The following is a 14597-nucleotide window of genomic DNA, read 5'->3' as shown; positions in this document are numbered from 1 at the left end:
TTAAAACAAGGTGGAGCCGATAAAAACTGTCTCGTCGAACAGGATGCGTGTGCTTAGTCGCGTAGCAGTTCGTTTACGGATGTTTTGGAACGTGTTTTTTCGTCAACACGTTTCACAATAACCGCACAAGCAAGGTTCGGGCCCGGTTCACCATTGGGCAATGCCTTGCCCGGCAATGTGCCCGGTACCACCACGGAATAAGCCGGAACGCGACCATATGAAACGTCGCCTGTTTCACGATCAACGATCTTTGTCGATTGACCAAGGAAGACACCCATAGAAATAACGGAACCTTCTTCGACGATGACGCCTTCGGCAACTTCGGAACGCGCCCCGATGAAGCAATTGTCTTCGATAATAACCGGGCCGGCTTGTAGGGGTTCCAACACGCCGCCGATACCCGCACCGCCAGAGATGTGAACGTTTTTACCGATTTGCGCACAAGAGCCAACCGTTGCCCATGTATCGATCATGGCGCCTTCATCCACATATGCGCCCAAGTTCAGGAAGGACGGCATCAAAACCGCATTCGGTGCGACGTAGGCGGAACGGCGAACCACACAACCCGGAACAGCGCGAAAGGCGGCTTTGCGAAAATCTTCTTCGCCCCAACCTTCAAACTTGCTGGGCACTTTGTCCCACCAGTTAGCGTTGACACCCGGTGCGCCTGCGATGGTTTCCATATCATTCAGGCGGAAAGACAGCAAAACAGCCTTTTTGGCCCACTGGTTGACAACCCAATCGGAACCCTGTTTTTCAGCAACGCGCAATTCACCGCAGTCCAGCATGTTGAGTGTTGTTTCAACGGCGTCGCGAATTTCGCCTTTTGTGTCGTAATTGACGTTGTCGCGGTTTTCAAACGCGTTTTCAATTACGGATTCCAATTGTGCTTTCACCATCTGTTTAGCCTTTTTATGAGAACGAGAGAGAGATTTGGCGAGACAATGGAAAAATTGAGCGTTCCTGTCAAGTTTTAGAAACTATTTAAGTGCAGGGGTTGTGTTGCCATCTCATTTCGCTAAGGTGGGGGTGTTGGTTAATTTTTGTGGCGTGGATCAGACTTCCGGGCTTCATCTAAAGACGCCAATGTCTTTATACGAAAAAAAGCAGGAGCCCCTCATGGCACAATTAGAGCAAGGCCAGAAGGTCAAAGTCGAAGTCACATTCACCATGCAGGACGGAACGGTTGTTCCCGCATCACCCCCGGGTGAGCCGCTTGAAATGGTGATCGGTCAGCAAACAGGATTTAAACCGATTGATGATGCGTTGGTCGAACTGGATGCAGAGACACCGTACAAAAAACACTTAAGTGCGGAAGAAGCCTTTGGCCTGCCCGATCCGAATTTGATGATGGAAATTCCACGCAATCAGATCGAAAGCGAAGATACGCTGGAACCGGGTATGTCCATGCAGATGCAAGATCCCAATGGCAATATCAGTGTGGCCATGATCCACGAAGTGAGCGAGACAACCGTCCGTGTCGATGCCAACCATCCCTTGGCGGGTGAAAATCTTGATATGACGGTGACGCTCGTCGGCCTTGGCTGAGCGCTTATCTGACATACAATAGAAAACGGCTGTCTTTCTTTTTAAGAAGATGGTCGTTTTTTTTGCCTGAATTTCATTTGAGACGCTTGACAAAAATAAATACCTGATTATTTTACTCAGGTATAAAGAGGGGATATCATCAACGCTCTAAAAGATTAAAAGGTTACGTATAATGAAAAAAACGGAAAACTACAGATCACATCATGAACAAATCCGAGTAATTTTATCGGATATTAAGCGCGGGCTCGATTTGGATGCAGTCACACAGCAGCCAGAGAATATCACCGTGCATATCCGTCAGTTATTTGGCAAGTTCAGCACACATCTTGCATTGGAAGACCGTGCCTTTTATCCGCGTGCGATTGCAAATGACAACGCAGCCCTCAGCTCAACCGCGCGTAAGTTTCAGGAAGAAATGGGCGGGTTGGGTGATCTTTTTCACGCTTATCGTCAAAAATGGCCGGGCCCGCTTGCTATTTCCAAAAGTCCGGCTGATTTCATCACAGAAACCAGCACAATCATTTCCTTGTTGGAAAAACGTCTAGAGCGTGAAGAAGGTGAACTTTACGCCCTCTATGACCGTTACGCGTAAGGGGACGAATATGCCTCATGCATCGCTTCGTTTTGATGTACCCGGCGTTCAGGTGGCGATTGATAAAGGGGAGTTCTTTCTCCTTTATCAGCCGCGCTTTGATCTATACCGACAGTGCATTTCGTCCGTGGAAGCTTTGGTTCGCTGGCATCACCCGCAATATGGGGTGGTGGGGCCGGATCTGTTTATTCCTGCGTTGGAAGAAAGCGGTGCAATTGTTAATTTGGGCCGTTGGGTTCTGGAAGAAAGTTGCCGCCAAGCCGCAAGCTGGAAAGCGCAGGGACGACCTATCTGCATATCGGTTAATTTATCACCGGTTCAATGTCGGCCTGTTTTATTGAATGAATTACAAGGTCTGTTACTGCGACATGGTTTGCAGACGTCCGATATTGAACTGGAAGTGACCGAAGGATTGTTCCTGTCTGCGGATTGTGTGCAGGTTTTGGAAAATCTGGTGGAAGCCGGATTTCATATTGCGGTGGATGATTTTGGTACAGGGCATTCTGCCTTATTTGCTTTACGTAAATTTAAGGCACGCACCATCAAAATTGATAAAAGCTTTTTTGATGATGTGCCGGGGGATTTGGATGCCTGCATTTTGCTACGTGCCATTATTACCTTGGGACATAGTCTTGGCCTGAAAGTCGTCTGTGAAGGGGTTGAAGACCGCGATCAGCTTGAACTGGCGGAATTGTTCGGTGCTGACGAAATTCAGGGCTATGTCATTGCCCGCCCTTTGCCTGCATCAGAAATTGCGCATGAACTGTGTCATACGGACTTTTGTAAGAAAATGGCCTGCAAAGCTGCCTGATCAGGACCGATGCGGATAATGGATCAGGGTATGAACAATGGCCTTTGTTTTTGCCGGGTTGCGGTACCCGTGCGTGCGGTCCCCGGCAAAACGAATGGATTGTCCCTGTTTAAGGTTATGCCAGTGTCCATCACTTAAAATATCCAATTGTCCCGTTATCACACTGACAATTTCCATAACACCGGGTTCGTGTGCCTCCGAGATGCGTTCATAACCGGGTAAAAACGTCAGTTCGAGAAATTCAAAACCAAACGCCTGTTCAAAAGGAAAAAGCGGCGCGATCATCAACCCGTCTTCGCCGGGATGCTGTCGAATGTGATCGGCGGTGCGCACGATGGTTTGAGTTTCTGTTTCAGGAACCGGTTCAATGAAAGTACTGAGGGAGATACCAAGCCCGGTTGCAATTTTCCATAAGGTTGCGACTGTCGGGCTGGATTCGCCCCGTTCGATCTGGCCAAGCATAGCTTTGCTGACGCCTGTTTTTTCAGCTGTTTTATCCAGACTCAAGCCTTGAGTTTGTCGCGTCAATTTCAGCGTTGCGGCAAGATGGTCTTTGGGATCGAGCATGGAAAAGGGCCTCGTTGAATTGGGGCTTGTGCGTTATAACATACAAATGATATAGTCTGGTACGTTATAACGCACATTCTTGATTTTCGTAAAGTCCTTATCATGCGCTTTCCTTTCTCGTTCTCTCATATCACGGCTGGTTTTGTTGCGGTTTTAATCGGTTATACCAGTGCGGCCGCCCTTGTGTTTGAAGCCGCGCGTGCGGGTGGGGCTGGTCCCCTTGAAGCCGGATCATGGATGTGGGCGTTGGGGCTGGGGATGGGGATCAGCGGGATTGGCCTGTCGATCTATTATAAAACACCAGTGATGATTGCCTGGTCGACGCCCGGTGCGGCCTTGTTGATTACCAGTTTGCCCGGTGTGGACCCGTCTCATGCTGTTGGCGCTTTCTTGTTTTCATCGGCCCTGATTACGCTTTGTGGCATCACCGGATGGGTGGATCGTTTAATGGCGTTAATCCCGACCAGTTTGGCTACGGCTATGCTGGCGGGTGTTTTGTTGCGTTTTGGTTTGTCCATTTTCCCGGCCTTTGCCGACTCACACATATTGGTCGGGGCGATGGTGGCGACTTATCTGTTGGGGAAATGGCGGGCAAGCCGATATACGATACCCCTTACCTTTGCCGTCGGGGTGATTGTTGCCGTTCTTCAGCAGGATGTGATTTTATCTGATTTGGATGTGCAATGGACGATACCGGTTTTTACTATGCCGTCATTTGATCTCAGTACATGGATCGGTGTGGGATTACCGTTGTTTATCGTGACGATGGCGTCACAAAATTTGCCGGGATTGGCGGTGTTGCGCGCACATAATTATCATATTGCCGCTTCCCCCTTAATTGGTTGGTCTGGCGTGATGGGGGTAATCTTTGCCCCCTTTGGCGGCTATGCCTTTAACCTGGCGGCAATTACGGCGGCCCTGTGTATGGGCGATGATGTCGATAAAGATCCGGCGCGGCGTTATTGGGCGACAGTTTGGGCCGGTATTTTTTATATGCTGGCTGGTGTTGTCGGCGTCAGTGTCGCCGGATTGTTTGCTGCCTTTCCCGCACCGATGATTGCGACCATTGCGGGACTGGCTTTGCTGGGTACCATTGCCAACAGCTTGTCCACGTCTTTAAGTGAGGCTTCAACGCGGGATTCGGCCATTTTGTGTTTCGTGATAACAGCATCCGGGGCCCAATTTTTGACGATCGGTGCGCCGTTTTGGGGGCTTGTGGTTGGCTTATTGGCGTATCACGGGATTGAAAAGAAGCGGGCATAAAAAAAGCCGCCTGATCAAAGAGATCGGCAGCTTTTTTAAAGTGATAAGATGGAGCGGGCGAAGAGATTCGAACTCTCGACCTAAACCTTGGCAAGGTTTCGCTCTACCCCTGAGCTACGCCCGCATAACACCTTATGCAACTAATTTTTAGAAGATGGAGCGGGCGAAGAGATTCGAACTCTCGACCTAAACCTTGGCAAGGTTTCGCTCTACCCCTGAGCTACGCCCGCTTAATCTTCTAAAATTTCCGGAGGGTTTGGCACTGCGAACAGTACCGCCGGAAGCGGGGCGCATAATATTAAAAGCTGAGGACATTGCAAGCTAAAAAATTCAAGAAAGTGAAATATTTTTGCGAATGTTGATTCTTGTGAAGAAATCGACATGCTGTGGATAATGAGCGCACAAGTAAAAAGAGTTTGAAAACATCATGACTAAAACATCTCAGGACCTGCTCACTCTTCTTGAAAGATTGGAAATTGAGGCAACGACACATACACACCCACCACTTTTTACAGTGGAAGAAAGCAAGGCACAGCGCGGTGATTTGCCCGGTCAGCATTGCAAAAACCTGTTTTTAAAAGACAAGAAAAAACAACTGTGGCTGGTGGTTGCGCAAGAAGACACGCCGATTAACCTGAAGGAGCTGAAACAGAAGATCGGTTCGGCCCATCTGTCCTTTGGTAAGCCGGATCTTTTGAAAGAGGTTTTGGGCGTTGAACCGGGGTCCGTCACCCCCTTTGCACTGGTGAATGATGAAAAATGTTGCGTCAATGTGGTTTTGGATTCTCAAATGATGGCGGGGAATCTGGTCAATTATCACCCTTTGACAAACGAGATGACAACCGCCTTGCATCCAGACGGCTTACGACGCTTTATTGAACATTGCGGTCACCCCTTTCAGGAAGTCGATCTTTGACTTATATGTCGTTGAAAGGCTAAAAACCTATCAGATATAGTATTCCGTGCGGGCATGGCTTATGCTGGATAGCGAACGAACAGAGTGATAAACATGATTGTTGATGCAAATGCACCGATCGGTGCGAACGATTTGATTAAAGATACCACGACCGAAACTTTTATGGCCGATGTGGTCGATGCGTCGCAGGACGTGCCGGTACTGGTTGATTTCTGGGGACCGGACTGTCAGCCGTGTGAAACCCTGAAGCCGGTGCTGGAAAGCCTCGTGCGTTCCATGAACGGGGCGATCAAGCTGGTAAAGGTCAACGCACAGGAAGCCCAAGACATTGCCATGCAAATGCGCGTGCAGTCCGTTCCGACCGTTTTTTGTTTTAAAGGCGGACGTCCGGTGGATGCATTCCAAGGGGCCTTGCCGGAAAGTGAATTACGTAAATTCATTGAAAAACAAATCGGCGGTGGTGGTTCACCGATTGCACAAGCCCTGGCCCACGCCAAGGAATTGCTGGATGCGGGCGAAGCTGCAAATGCGCAAGAGGTTTATGTACAGATTCTGGAACATGACCGTTCCAACCCGGAAGCCTGCGCCGGTGTGATGCGGACCCATGTGGCACTGGGCAATGTAGATAGCGCGCGCCAGATTGCGGACAACCTGCCCGATGAATTGAAAAAGAATGAACATATCGCCTCGGCAATCGCGATGATTGATTTAGCCGGTGCCGCGGACGTGGATACCAGCGAACTGGAAGCCAAATTGGCGGCAGACCCTAATGATCATCAGGCGCGTTTCGATCTGGGGATGGCGCTTTATGGGGCGGGTCAGACGGAAGAAGGTTTGTTGCAGCTTCTTGAAATCGTCAGAAAAGATCGCACGTGGAATGAGGATGGCGCACGTTTACAGATGTTAAAAATATTTGAGGCTGTAGGCTTGAGCGATCCGACGGTTATTAAAATACGTAAAAAACTAACCACAGTGTTGTTCTAATGGGTCCTATTTTACCGGAAATCCTGCCCCTTTTCCCCCTCAACGGGGCCTTGTTACTGCCGCGCGGACAATTGCCGCTTAATATATTTGAACCGCGGTATCTGACAATGGTGGAAGATGCATTGGGACTGGGACGGGCCATTGGCATGATCCAACCCTGTTATGACGTGCCCGATCCAGTGCCGGATGCAACTGATCTTTATACAGTCGGGTGTATGGGGCGCATTGTTGAATTTCGGGAATTGGAAGATAGCCGTTTTCTGGTGACCCTTGCGGGGATTAGTCGTTTCCGTGTGCTAGAAGAATTAGATATCGAACGCGGTTATCGTCGGGCAAAAGCGGATTATGCCCCTTATGGAATCGATCTTTCGGAAAATCAGGCGCCGGTAGACCGGGATGCGTTACTGATGGGCTTGCGCCATTTTCTGGATATTAGCGACGGGGCCGGTGGTACGGAAATGCTGGACGTCAACTGGGATGCGCTGGAACAGGCACCGGATGAAGATCTGGTCAATGCCCTGTCCATGCTTGGCCCGTTTGAAGCACGTGAAAAACAGGCCTTGTTGGAAGCTGTAAGCTTGACGGAACGTGCCGAAACCCTCATTACAATGATGTCAATGGCGGCTTTGTCCAATGAGGACGGGTCGTCTGGTCATGCCTAACTCATAAAAGGTAAAAGAAAATGTCGAATCCTGCTGTTGATCCTAAATTGTTGGAAGTTCTGGTTTGTCCGATTACCAAAGGTCCGTTGCGCTATGATGCGGATGCACAGGAACTGATCAGTGAACAAGCCCAGTTGGCGTTTCCGATCCGTGAAGGGATTCCCATTATGTTGGCTGAAGAAGCCCGTCAGCTTGACGAGGCATCTTGATGTATAGCGAAGGTAACGAAACCCCTGCGGTGACGGAACTGCGCATTCGCAAGGAAGAAAAGCTCTTGGTCGTATCATTTGCGAATGGGGAGTCTTTTGAATTACCTGCCGAGTTGCTGCGCGTGGAAAGCCCGTCTGCCGAAGTTCAAGGCCATAGCCCGGCAGAAAAAAAGATTATTCCCGGTCGTCGTCATGTCGGCATTATCGGTGCGGAACCTATCGGTAATTACGCCGTGAAACTGACTTTTGATGATTTACATGATAGCGGCATTTATACATGGAGCTATCTATACGAGTTGGGCGAGAATATGAACGAGGTGTGGGACAATTATGTCACGAACCTTGAGGCCGCAGGTCTCAGCCGGGATCCGTAAGTCCGCTTTTGTTTCGAAGAAAGAAAGCCACGTGACTCTGTTTGAGGCACGTGGCTTATTTTTTTATGTACGGATACGATTTTTGGGCAAGGTGATAATAACCTCTGTTCCGATACCCGGTTCACTTTCAATATTCAAAGTGCCGTTATGTATTTCGATCAGGTTGTGCGCCAATGGCAGGCCGAGACCTGTTCCTTCGTATTGACGGGCGAGGGAAGATTGAACTTGAGCAAAAGGTGTTAAAGCAATCTCGATTTCTTCGTGGGTCATGCCAATACCGCTGTCTTTGACGCGAATTTCAACATCTCCAGCTTCGTTTATTGCACTTGAAATGGAAATATGGCCCTTGTCATGCGTAAATTTGGTCGCATTGCTTAAGATGTTTAAAAAGGCTTGTTTGATCCGACGCTCGTCGCCGTAAATAACGGGCAGGCGCGTTGCATCATACGTCGTTTTTATGGCTTTCTGCTCGATTATCGGATGAAGCATACGAAGCGAGTCTTCAAGGGCTTGCGTCAGGTTAAAGTCGACTTCGTTGATATCAAATTCACCGGACCCAATCCGGGCGACATCCAGCACATCGTTAATCAAGGTGAGAAGATGTTGACCGGAATTATGGATATCATCAGCATAATGGGCGTAAGTCGCCGGTTGAATGGGACCATACATTTCATTTTTCATGACATCGGAAAAACCGATAATCGCATTCAAAGGGGTTCGCAATTCGTGGCTCATGCTCGTCAGAAAATCGGATTTGGCTTTGTTTGATGTTTCTGCACGTTCCAATGCCAGTTTGTTTTCTTCCAGTAATTCTTGCAGGCTTTCCGTCATGTTATTGACGGAGTTTGCGAGTTCTCCCATCTCATCGCGGCTGTCAACGGTTGCACGCACACTGAGGTCACCGTCTTGAATTTTGCGCAATGAGCCGATCAGTTTTGTAATACGTGCACTTAAAACACTCGCCATCCAAATGGCGATAATGACGACAATAATGACCATAATTGCGGTATATACAGTCAGTTCTGTTGCGGTTTTTGCAATCGAGTCGCGTAAATGATCCAGCAGACGTTTTTCCTGTGCCCGTGTTTTGGCATCCTGTGCATCAATCAGTTTATCAAGGGAAGCTTTGGTTTCGTTTGCAGCGCGATGGAACTCATCCACGTTTGCCCCGATTGTGACAAACCCAAAACCACGTTTTGTTTCGCCGTATTGTCCCGTGTAGTACGGGATGGCGGCGGCGGTGGTCAGTTTCCAAAGTTTGCTCCAGAAAATAACAAAAGACCCGGACCCGCCTTCTTCCGTTAAATTCCACCAACCGGCGCATTGCGGGGCGAAGTTAAGATAACGGCAATCCAGACTTAAATGTCCTTGTTTGATAAGGTCAAGGGATGGGCGACTTTCGCCGGGTTTGTGGAACTGAGGGGCTGTTTTTTTAAAGTCTGCAAAGGATTTGCCGCTGGCTTGCCAGTCGTCATACAAATCCTGTGACAGCCAAGGGACAGCCTGTTCGCCGGTTTCAGGATCATATCCTGCAATAAAATAATCGCGGGGGTGGGAAATGTTGCGCCCTTTGTGATCCCACATAAAGGCATAATTGCCACTGGATGCATCGGAGATATCGCTATAGCGTTCTTCCGTTGGCACGATATGGTCGGTAAATTCCATAATATGTGCGTGATCAAGGGCAAGGCTGACATATCCGACCTTGCGGCCTTCGCGCATAACAGGGGTTACCCAGCGTACAATTGCGCGAAACCGTTTGCCTTGCGGATTTTCCTTACCAGCGTAAGCCGAGTTTTCCGGCTCAAATGGAATCCCGGCTTTTTGCGTACTGGCTTTGGTATAGGGGCCGATGACTTTGGATGGTACATAGGCACCGATTACGTCGGAAACATAAATTTCACCGGGTTTCAGTTCAGCCAGCTTGTTAAAGTATGTTTCCGCTTTCAAAAATGTGTTTTGGCGGTTGGACACATTTGTTTTGTTTGTATTCAGCAAATCACCGTTCGTAACTTTGACGATTTCCTGACCATCTAAACCAATGAAGGTCATTTCAAGGTAAAGGGGAGTGCGCTGTGTCCAATTGGGGCCATTAGATGGGCGGGAGTGGAAATCCTTTGCATTTTTTTCAACTTTAGCTGTGCGAATCGCTTTTTCGTTATCGCTTTGATTTGCCGGACGCCATTGATCTGTTTCAGGATCCAAAACCCAAGGCTCGTGAGTGGTCTGATATCGTGTGCGGTTATTGAGAAATTCACGATAGGTGTTTTCATCCGGGCTGAGATTGGCGGCAAAAAGAACTTCGCTGTCCCGGTCATATAGAAATCGTGCTACACTGAGGGCCGTATCCGTGGTCAAGCGTTCGATCGCTTCGCGGGCCTTTGTGTCAAGTGCGCGTACGGTATCGGCTACGGCAAGTTCACCGGCACCTTCCACCGTTTTGCGCATTTCCGTGCTGATTGACTGGCTTTGCTCAATCGCAGATTTCCCAAACGACTGAATGGCTTCCCATGCCACACCACCTAAAAGAACCAAGGGGATGATTTTAATAACTAAAAAGATGGAAATGAGTTTTCCACGAATTCCCAACGACATCTGTATTCTCGACCATAAAAGGATAGGGCGTTTGTTTTTACTCTATTTTTAGTTTTGTTGTCACTATACAGAAAATCTTCCCCCTTGCACATAATTAACCTGTAAGACTATGTAATTAGAGACCCGCCAATATTGGAAGAGACATATGATCGATCGTTTACCACTCTGGTTACGCCAGAAGTTTGCCATTTTTTCCTTTTCACAAGGCGATGGAGGCACGAGTAAGATGAAGTTTGTGTTCCGCCTGTTGGCGGTTCTGTTTGTGTTTGCCTTGCTCTATTACCCAGTGGGCATGATGATCGTTCATAAAGTGGATGATCAAATTCCGTTGGATGTGGATGTCCAACCGGGACAAAGCCACAGTGTGGCGATCGCTGCCCGTTTGATCCAGCGTGAAACGGACGTTCACCCGTGGGTGGCGAACGATCCGTGGTTCTTGCCGGGGGCCGCGCTGGATAACATGCCAAACTTCCAACAAGGGATTGTTTATGCCTTGTCACGTTTTGCGATTGAAATGAGTGACCAGATCGGACGAACACGTGGATCATCCGAGGTGGACAGCGATTTGGATAAGGCGGCGGGCCTGTTGAAATATGCCGGGGATGTCTGGGTCTGGGATTTCAGTGTCTCGTTGGCCCCGACGGCGCCATCGGATTCACAATATCGGGCGGCACGACGCAGCCTGATTTCTTATAATGATCGATTGGCGCGGGGGGAAGCCACGTTTGATACGCGGGCGGATAATTTGCAAACTACGCTGGAACGGATCGCGGCCGATTTGGGGTCCGGGTCCGCCGTGATTGATACATATATTCTGGAGAATTCCGGCTCTATCATCGATTTTCACGCAGACGATATTTATTATCGCAATAAGGGACGGTTGTATGCCTATTACCTGTTGCTCGACGCTATGCGCACAGACTTCAAAGATGTCATTGGCGAAAAGGATGTGACAAAGGCATGGGATCAGATGTTGCAGTCTTTGAAAATTGCAGCCAGTGCCCAGCCTCTTGTCGTTATCAATGGCGACCCGGATAGTTTTTGGCGCCCCAGCCACCTGACATCACAGGGGTTTTACTTGCTGCGTGCACGTACTCAATTAAAAGAGGTTGCGAATATCTTGTTGAAGTAAGCGTAAAAGCAGGGCACCATACGATCATGGTAGAAAGTAGAGAAATACGCGAACGGGTCTTTTTGGTCGTTGTGGATAACAGCGAAGAAGTTCACGTTGCCCTGAGATTCGCAGCAAAACGGGCGGAACATTCCGGCGGACGGGTCGCGTTGCTTTATGTGATTGAACCGACAGAATTTCAACACTGGATGTTTGTCGGTACCTTGATGGCCGAAGAAGCCCGCGAGGCGGCTGAGGGCGCGGTAGGCGGTTTTTCAAAGATCGTTCAGGAATTAACCGGTGAAATGCCGGTAGTTTACATCCGCGAAGGTGAACGCCAGACCGAATTGATGAAACTGTTAAAAGAAGAACCCAGTATTTCATTGCTGGTTTTGGCGGCGGCGGATTCTGCGGATGGACCTGGACCGCTGGTTTCGTCGCTGACAGGCGATATGGTCGGTGGTCTGCCTGTTCCGATTACGGTGGTTCCGGGGACACTTTCTGATGAAGATATTGACCGGATTACCTGATCAGATATAATATCCGACAAAATTACTAGGTTTTTTACTCTTGACCTTTTGGCAAAATCGGACCATTTAAGGGACAAGAAAAATGTATCTACTGGAAAGGTATTTTCACCATGTTCATTCAAACCGAAGCCACGCCGAACCCATCAACGTTAAAATTCATTCCCGAACAAACTGTTATGGCGCAAGGTACAGCAAACTTTAATGACAAGGATGCCGCAGCCCGTTCGCCGTTGGCGCAGCGTCTTTTCGGTGTTGAAGGTGTGGACAGTATCTTTTTGGGGTCTGATTTCATTACGGTGACCAAGCAGGAAGCCAAAGATTGGCAAGTTTTAAAGCCGATGATTCTCGAAGCCCTGATGAACCATTTCAGTTCCGGCGAAGCGATTGTACAAGACGGTGAAAATACGGCAGAACAATCTGGTGATGATAATGAAATTGTCACACAAATTAAAGAATTGCTGGAAACCCGTGTGCGCCCGGCTGTGGCCCAAGATGGTGGTGATATCATTTTCCACAAATTTGAAGACGGCGTTGTTTATTTGACCATGATGGGGGCTTGTTCCGGCTGTCCCAGTTCCAGTGCGACATTGAAACACGGCATTGAAAACATGCTGCGTTATTATGTCCCGGAAGTGTTAGAAGTCCGCGAAGCCGTATAAGAAAAATATAGATTTAAAAAAGGTGCCTGTGATGTTTGCAGGCACCTTTTTTTGTGTGTAATCAGATCCGGGTCATTACCGACAGGGTGGCGGCATTGTTGGACATAGCCTTTTTACTAAACAGTTCCAGCTGTGGCAGCGGATCAAAGTCTTTGATATTGGGCGACGGTTTGCCAAACAAGTAACCCTGAACATGAGAGATGCCGCACTCGCGCACAAACGTGAGACCTTCGGCATCGTCAATCATTTCGGCAATGGTTTCCACCTTCAGGTCGCGACATAGATTGCCAAGCGCAATGAGGAAAGAACGTCCTTTCGGGGCTTGGCGTGCGTTACGAATGGCGGATCCGTCCAGTTTGACGATATCGACATCCAGTGTGGACAGATATTGGAAACTTGCGGCCCCAGCGCCAAAATCGTCAAGACAGACTTTATAGCCCATTTTACGTAAATTTTGGATAAAGAGGTTGGCTTCCTGCAGGTTGTCGAGACGGGAACTTTCTGTGATCTCGAACATCAGATTACCGCGTGCCCATGTATTATTTTTCAGCAAGGTCATCAAGTTTTTGATGTAGCCACGATCCCCGACCGAATAACCGGATACATTGACGGCGAGACAATATTCTTTCCCCTTGGGTTGTTGTCCAAGCCATTGCAGGGCGGCTTGGGCCATCACATAATCAAATTCAGGGATCAGGCCGGTTTCCTCAGCAAAAATAATATATTCGTAAGGCGATTTGCCCGCTTGATCCCCGCGAAAACGCGCCAGACATTCGTAATGGTGGATTTTACCGCTACGTGTTCCGATAATAGGTTGGAAAGCGATAAAAAATTCACGTTCGGCAACCACATGCTTAAACGTCGCAATTTTTTCATGGGCCTCATTGACCAAGTCGCTCATATTGCGGGTCAGGGTTTCCATAGAAAAATCTTTACCGCGGGCGTTTTTGAAACGATTGATGGTGTAGGCTAAGCCGTTGGCGAGGTCTTCCTCGGAAATATTCTGTCCATCCACTTCAAGTGTGGCGGCCTTGATATCCAGTTTAACGTCACTACCACTGGCATTTGCTGCCATTTCAGATAGTTTATTTTGTAACTCATCAACTTTTAAATCACCGGAATGGACCAGACCGAATTGGTTGTCACCGATGCGGCCTGCACTGTCACTGCCCAGTGAATTGGATCGCAAGTAACTGCCGACGGAATTCATCAGGTGGTTGGCGTCCTCGTTGCCCAAGCTATTGGCAAGGGCTTGTAATTGATCCATATCCAGCATGGTCAATTCGACATGTTCGCCTTTTGCTGTATTTTTCTGAATAGTGGCCTGTGCAGCCTTCAGGAACGACTTTTCATCATAAAGCCCGCTGGCATCGTCTTTTTTCAGATCGCTTGTTTTGCCGAACTTATCGCCCAGACGTAAGCCGATGAACAGGTGGTTTTTCAAATCTTTGATCCGGTATCCCATCATCTGGATCGGCGGGGTCGCTCGACTACGCCCCTGCAGGCGAATGCTGATGGATTCAATCCGGTTGGCTTCATCGGTGGCTGATGCGACTTGAAGAAAGAGAATATGATCATCCGGTGCAATGATATCGGTAATTGGCTTACCGATGAGCTCTTCTTCGCTTTTCCCTGTAATTGCGGAAATGGCGCCGCCTGTAAATACGATGTTAAAATCGTGGTCTAATTCCAGAACGATATCACTCCAACAAAAGGTGAAAGCGACAAAACGGTCACGTTCTTGTTTTAATGATATCTCATTACTCATTTGGGGTA

The 14597-nt window shown here is 48.6% G+C and carries 16 protein-coding genes and 2 tRNA genes; 12 read left to right on the top strand and 6 right to left on the bottom strand.

Going from position 1 to position 14597, the window contains the following annotated elements; all coding sequences use genetic code 11:
- Positions 1–53 precede the first annotated feature (53 nt).
- Positions 54–899 (bottom strand): 2,3,4,5-tetrahydropyridine-2,6-dicarboxylate N-succinyltransferase, encoded by an 846-nt coding sequence (dapD, locus tag ACN0VA_RS01225; protein ID WP_417819374.1) that lies wholly within the window; start codon positions 897–899, stop codon positions 54–56.
- 220 nt (positions 900–1119) lie between these two features.
- On the opposite strand from dapD, the gene ACN0VA_RS01220 reads away from it, so the two are divergent.
- From ACN0VA_RS01220 to ACN0VA_RS01210, 3 genes are all read left to right on the top strand, one after another.
- Entirely contained in the window at positions 1120–1548 is a 429-nt protein-coding gene (locus tag ACN0VA_RS01220; protein ID WP_417819373.1) for an FKBP-type peptidyl-prolyl cis-trans isomerase, read from the top strand.
- A 172-nt stretch (positions 1549–1720) separates the two neighbouring features.
- Positions 1721–2140 carry a hemerythrin domain-containing protein gene (locus tag ACN0VA_RS01215; protein WP_417819372.1) on the top strand — a complete coding sequence of 140 codons (420 nt, stop codon included), beginning with the start codon at positions 1721–1723 and terminating at the stop codon, positions 2138–2140.
- Positions 2141–2150: 10 nt separating this feature from the next.
- The gene (locus tag ACN0VA_RS01210) at positions 2151–2951 is read left to right on the top strand and encodes an EAL domain-containing protein (protein WP_417819371.1); all 801 of its coding nucleotides are present in this window, start codon (positions 2151–2153) and stop codon (positions 2949–2951) included.
- Here the strand turns inward: ACN0VA_RS01210 and ACN0VA_RS01205 are convergent, their stop codons facing one another.
- Positions 2952–3518: a helix-turn-helix domain-containing protein gene (locus tag ACN0VA_RS01205; RefSeq protein ID WP_417819370.1), complete on the bottom strand. Its 567-nt coding sequence runs from the start codon at positions 3516–3518 to the stop codon at positions 2952–2954.
- 102 nt (positions 3519–3620) lie between these two features.
- On the opposite strand from ACN0VA_RS01205, the gene ACN0VA_RS01200 reads away from it, so the two are divergent.
- Positions 3621–4781, top strand: coding sequence for a benzoate/H(+) symporter BenE family transporter (locus ACN0VA_RS01200; RefSeq protein ID WP_417819369.1), 1161 nt, complete (start codon positions 3621–3623; stop codon positions 4779–4781).
- A gap of 49 nt (positions 4782–4830) precedes the next feature.
- On the opposite strand, the gene ACN0VA_RS01195 is transcribed toward ACN0VA_RS01200, so the two are convergent.
- Together ACN0VA_RS01195 and ACN0VA_RS01190 are read right to left on the bottom strand one after the other, a co-directional pair.
- A tRNA-Gly gene (locus ACN0VA_RS01195) sits at positions 4831–4905 on the bottom strand.
- A 31-nt stretch (positions 4906–4936) separates the two neighbouring features.
- Positions 4937–5011 (bottom strand) — tRNA-Gly (locus ACN0VA_RS01190).
- A gap of 197 nt (positions 5012–5208) precedes the next feature.
- Here ACN0VA_RS01190 and ACN0VA_RS01185 point away from each other — a divergent pair.
- The 5 genes from ACN0VA_RS01185 to ACN0VA_RS01165 all read left to right on the top strand — a co-directional run bounded on the left by ACN0VA_RS01185 (position 5209) and on the right by ACN0VA_RS01165 (position 7926).
- Positions 5209–5697 carry a prolyl-tRNA synthetase associated domain-containing protein gene (locus tag ACN0VA_RS01185; RefSeq protein WP_417819368.1) on the top strand — a complete coding sequence of 163 codons (489 nt, stop codon included), beginning with the start codon at positions 5209–5211 and terminating at the stop codon, positions 5695–5697.
- Between the two features lie 93 nt (positions 5698–5790).
- On the top strand, positions 5791–6681 hold the full coding sequence (locus ACN0VA_RS01180) for a tetratricopeptide repeat protein (protein WP_417819367.1): 891 nt from the start codon (positions 5791–5793) through the stop codon (positions 6679–6681).
- Positions 6681–7343 (top strand): LON peptidase substrate-binding domain-containing protein, encoded by a 663-nt coding sequence (locus ACN0VA_RS01175; protein WP_417819366.1) that lies wholly within the window; start codon positions 6681–6683, stop codon positions 7341–7343. Before ACN0VA_RS01180 ends, ACN0VA_RS01175 begins: the two co-directional genes overlap by 1 nt.
- 20 nt (positions 7344–7363) lie before the next feature.
- Positions 7364–7552 (top strand): Trm112 family protein, encoded by a 189-nt coding sequence (locus ACN0VA_RS01170; RefSeq protein ID WP_188660677.1) that lies wholly within the window; start codon positions 7364–7366, stop codon positions 7550–7552.
- Positions 7552–7926: a gamma-butyrobetaine hydroxylase-like domain-containing protein gene (locus ACN0VA_RS01165; RefSeq protein WP_417819365.1), complete on the top strand. Its 375-nt coding sequence runs from the start codon at positions 7552–7554 to the stop codon at positions 7924–7926. The genes ACN0VA_RS01170 and ACN0VA_RS01165 overlap by 1 nt, the downstream gene beginning before the upstream one ends.
- A 63-nt stretch (positions 7927–7989) precedes the next feature.
- Here the strand turns inward: ACN0VA_RS01165 and ACN0VA_RS01160 are convergent, their stop codons facing one another.
- Positions 7990–10521 (bottom strand): ATP-binding protein, encoded by a 2532-nt coding sequence (locus ACN0VA_RS01160; protein ID WP_417819364.1) that lies wholly within the window; start codon positions 10519–10521, stop codon positions 7990–7992.
- A 226-nt stretch (positions 10522–10747) separates the two neighbouring features.
- Here ACN0VA_RS01160 and ACN0VA_RS01155 point away from each other — a divergent pair, with 226 nt between their 5' ends.
- From ACN0VA_RS01155 to ACN0VA_RS01145, 3 genes are all read left to right on the top strand, one after another.
- Positions 10748–11653 (top strand): DUF2333 family protein, encoded by a 906-nt coding sequence (locus ACN0VA_RS01155; RefSeq protein WP_417819363.1) that lies wholly within the window; start codon positions 10748–10750, stop codon positions 11651–11653.
- Between the two features lie 26 nt (positions 11654–11679).
- Positions 11680–12162: a universal stress protein gene (locus tag ACN0VA_RS01150; protein WP_417819362.1), complete on the top strand. Its 483-nt coding sequence runs from the start codon at positions 11680–11682 to the stop codon at positions 12160–12162.
- A 110-nt stretch (positions 12163–12272) separates the two neighbouring features.
- A complete protein-coding gene (locus tag ACN0VA_RS01145) occupies positions 12273–12821 on the top strand; it encodes a NifU family protein (RefSeq protein WP_417819361.1) in 549 nt (182 codons plus the stop codon).
- Between the two features lie 61 nt (positions 12822–12882).
- Here the strand turns inward: ACN0VA_RS01145 and ACN0VA_RS01140 are convergent, their stop codons facing one another.
- The gene (locus ACN0VA_RS01140; protein ID WP_417819360.1) at positions 12883–14589 is read right to left on the bottom strand and encodes an EAL domain-containing protein; all 1707 of its coding nucleotides are present in this window, start codon (positions 14587–14589) and stop codon (positions 12883–12885) included.
- Between the last annotated feature and the right edge of the window lie 8 nt (positions 14590–14597).

This window comes from Terasakiella sp. (assembly GCF_048267425.1).
Lineage (GTDB): Bacteria > Pseudomonadota > Alphaproteobacteria > Rhodospirillales > Terasakiellaceae > Terasakiella.
Note: the sequence above shows the minus strand (reverse complement) of the source record. Positions and strands in the feature narration are given on the sequence as shown.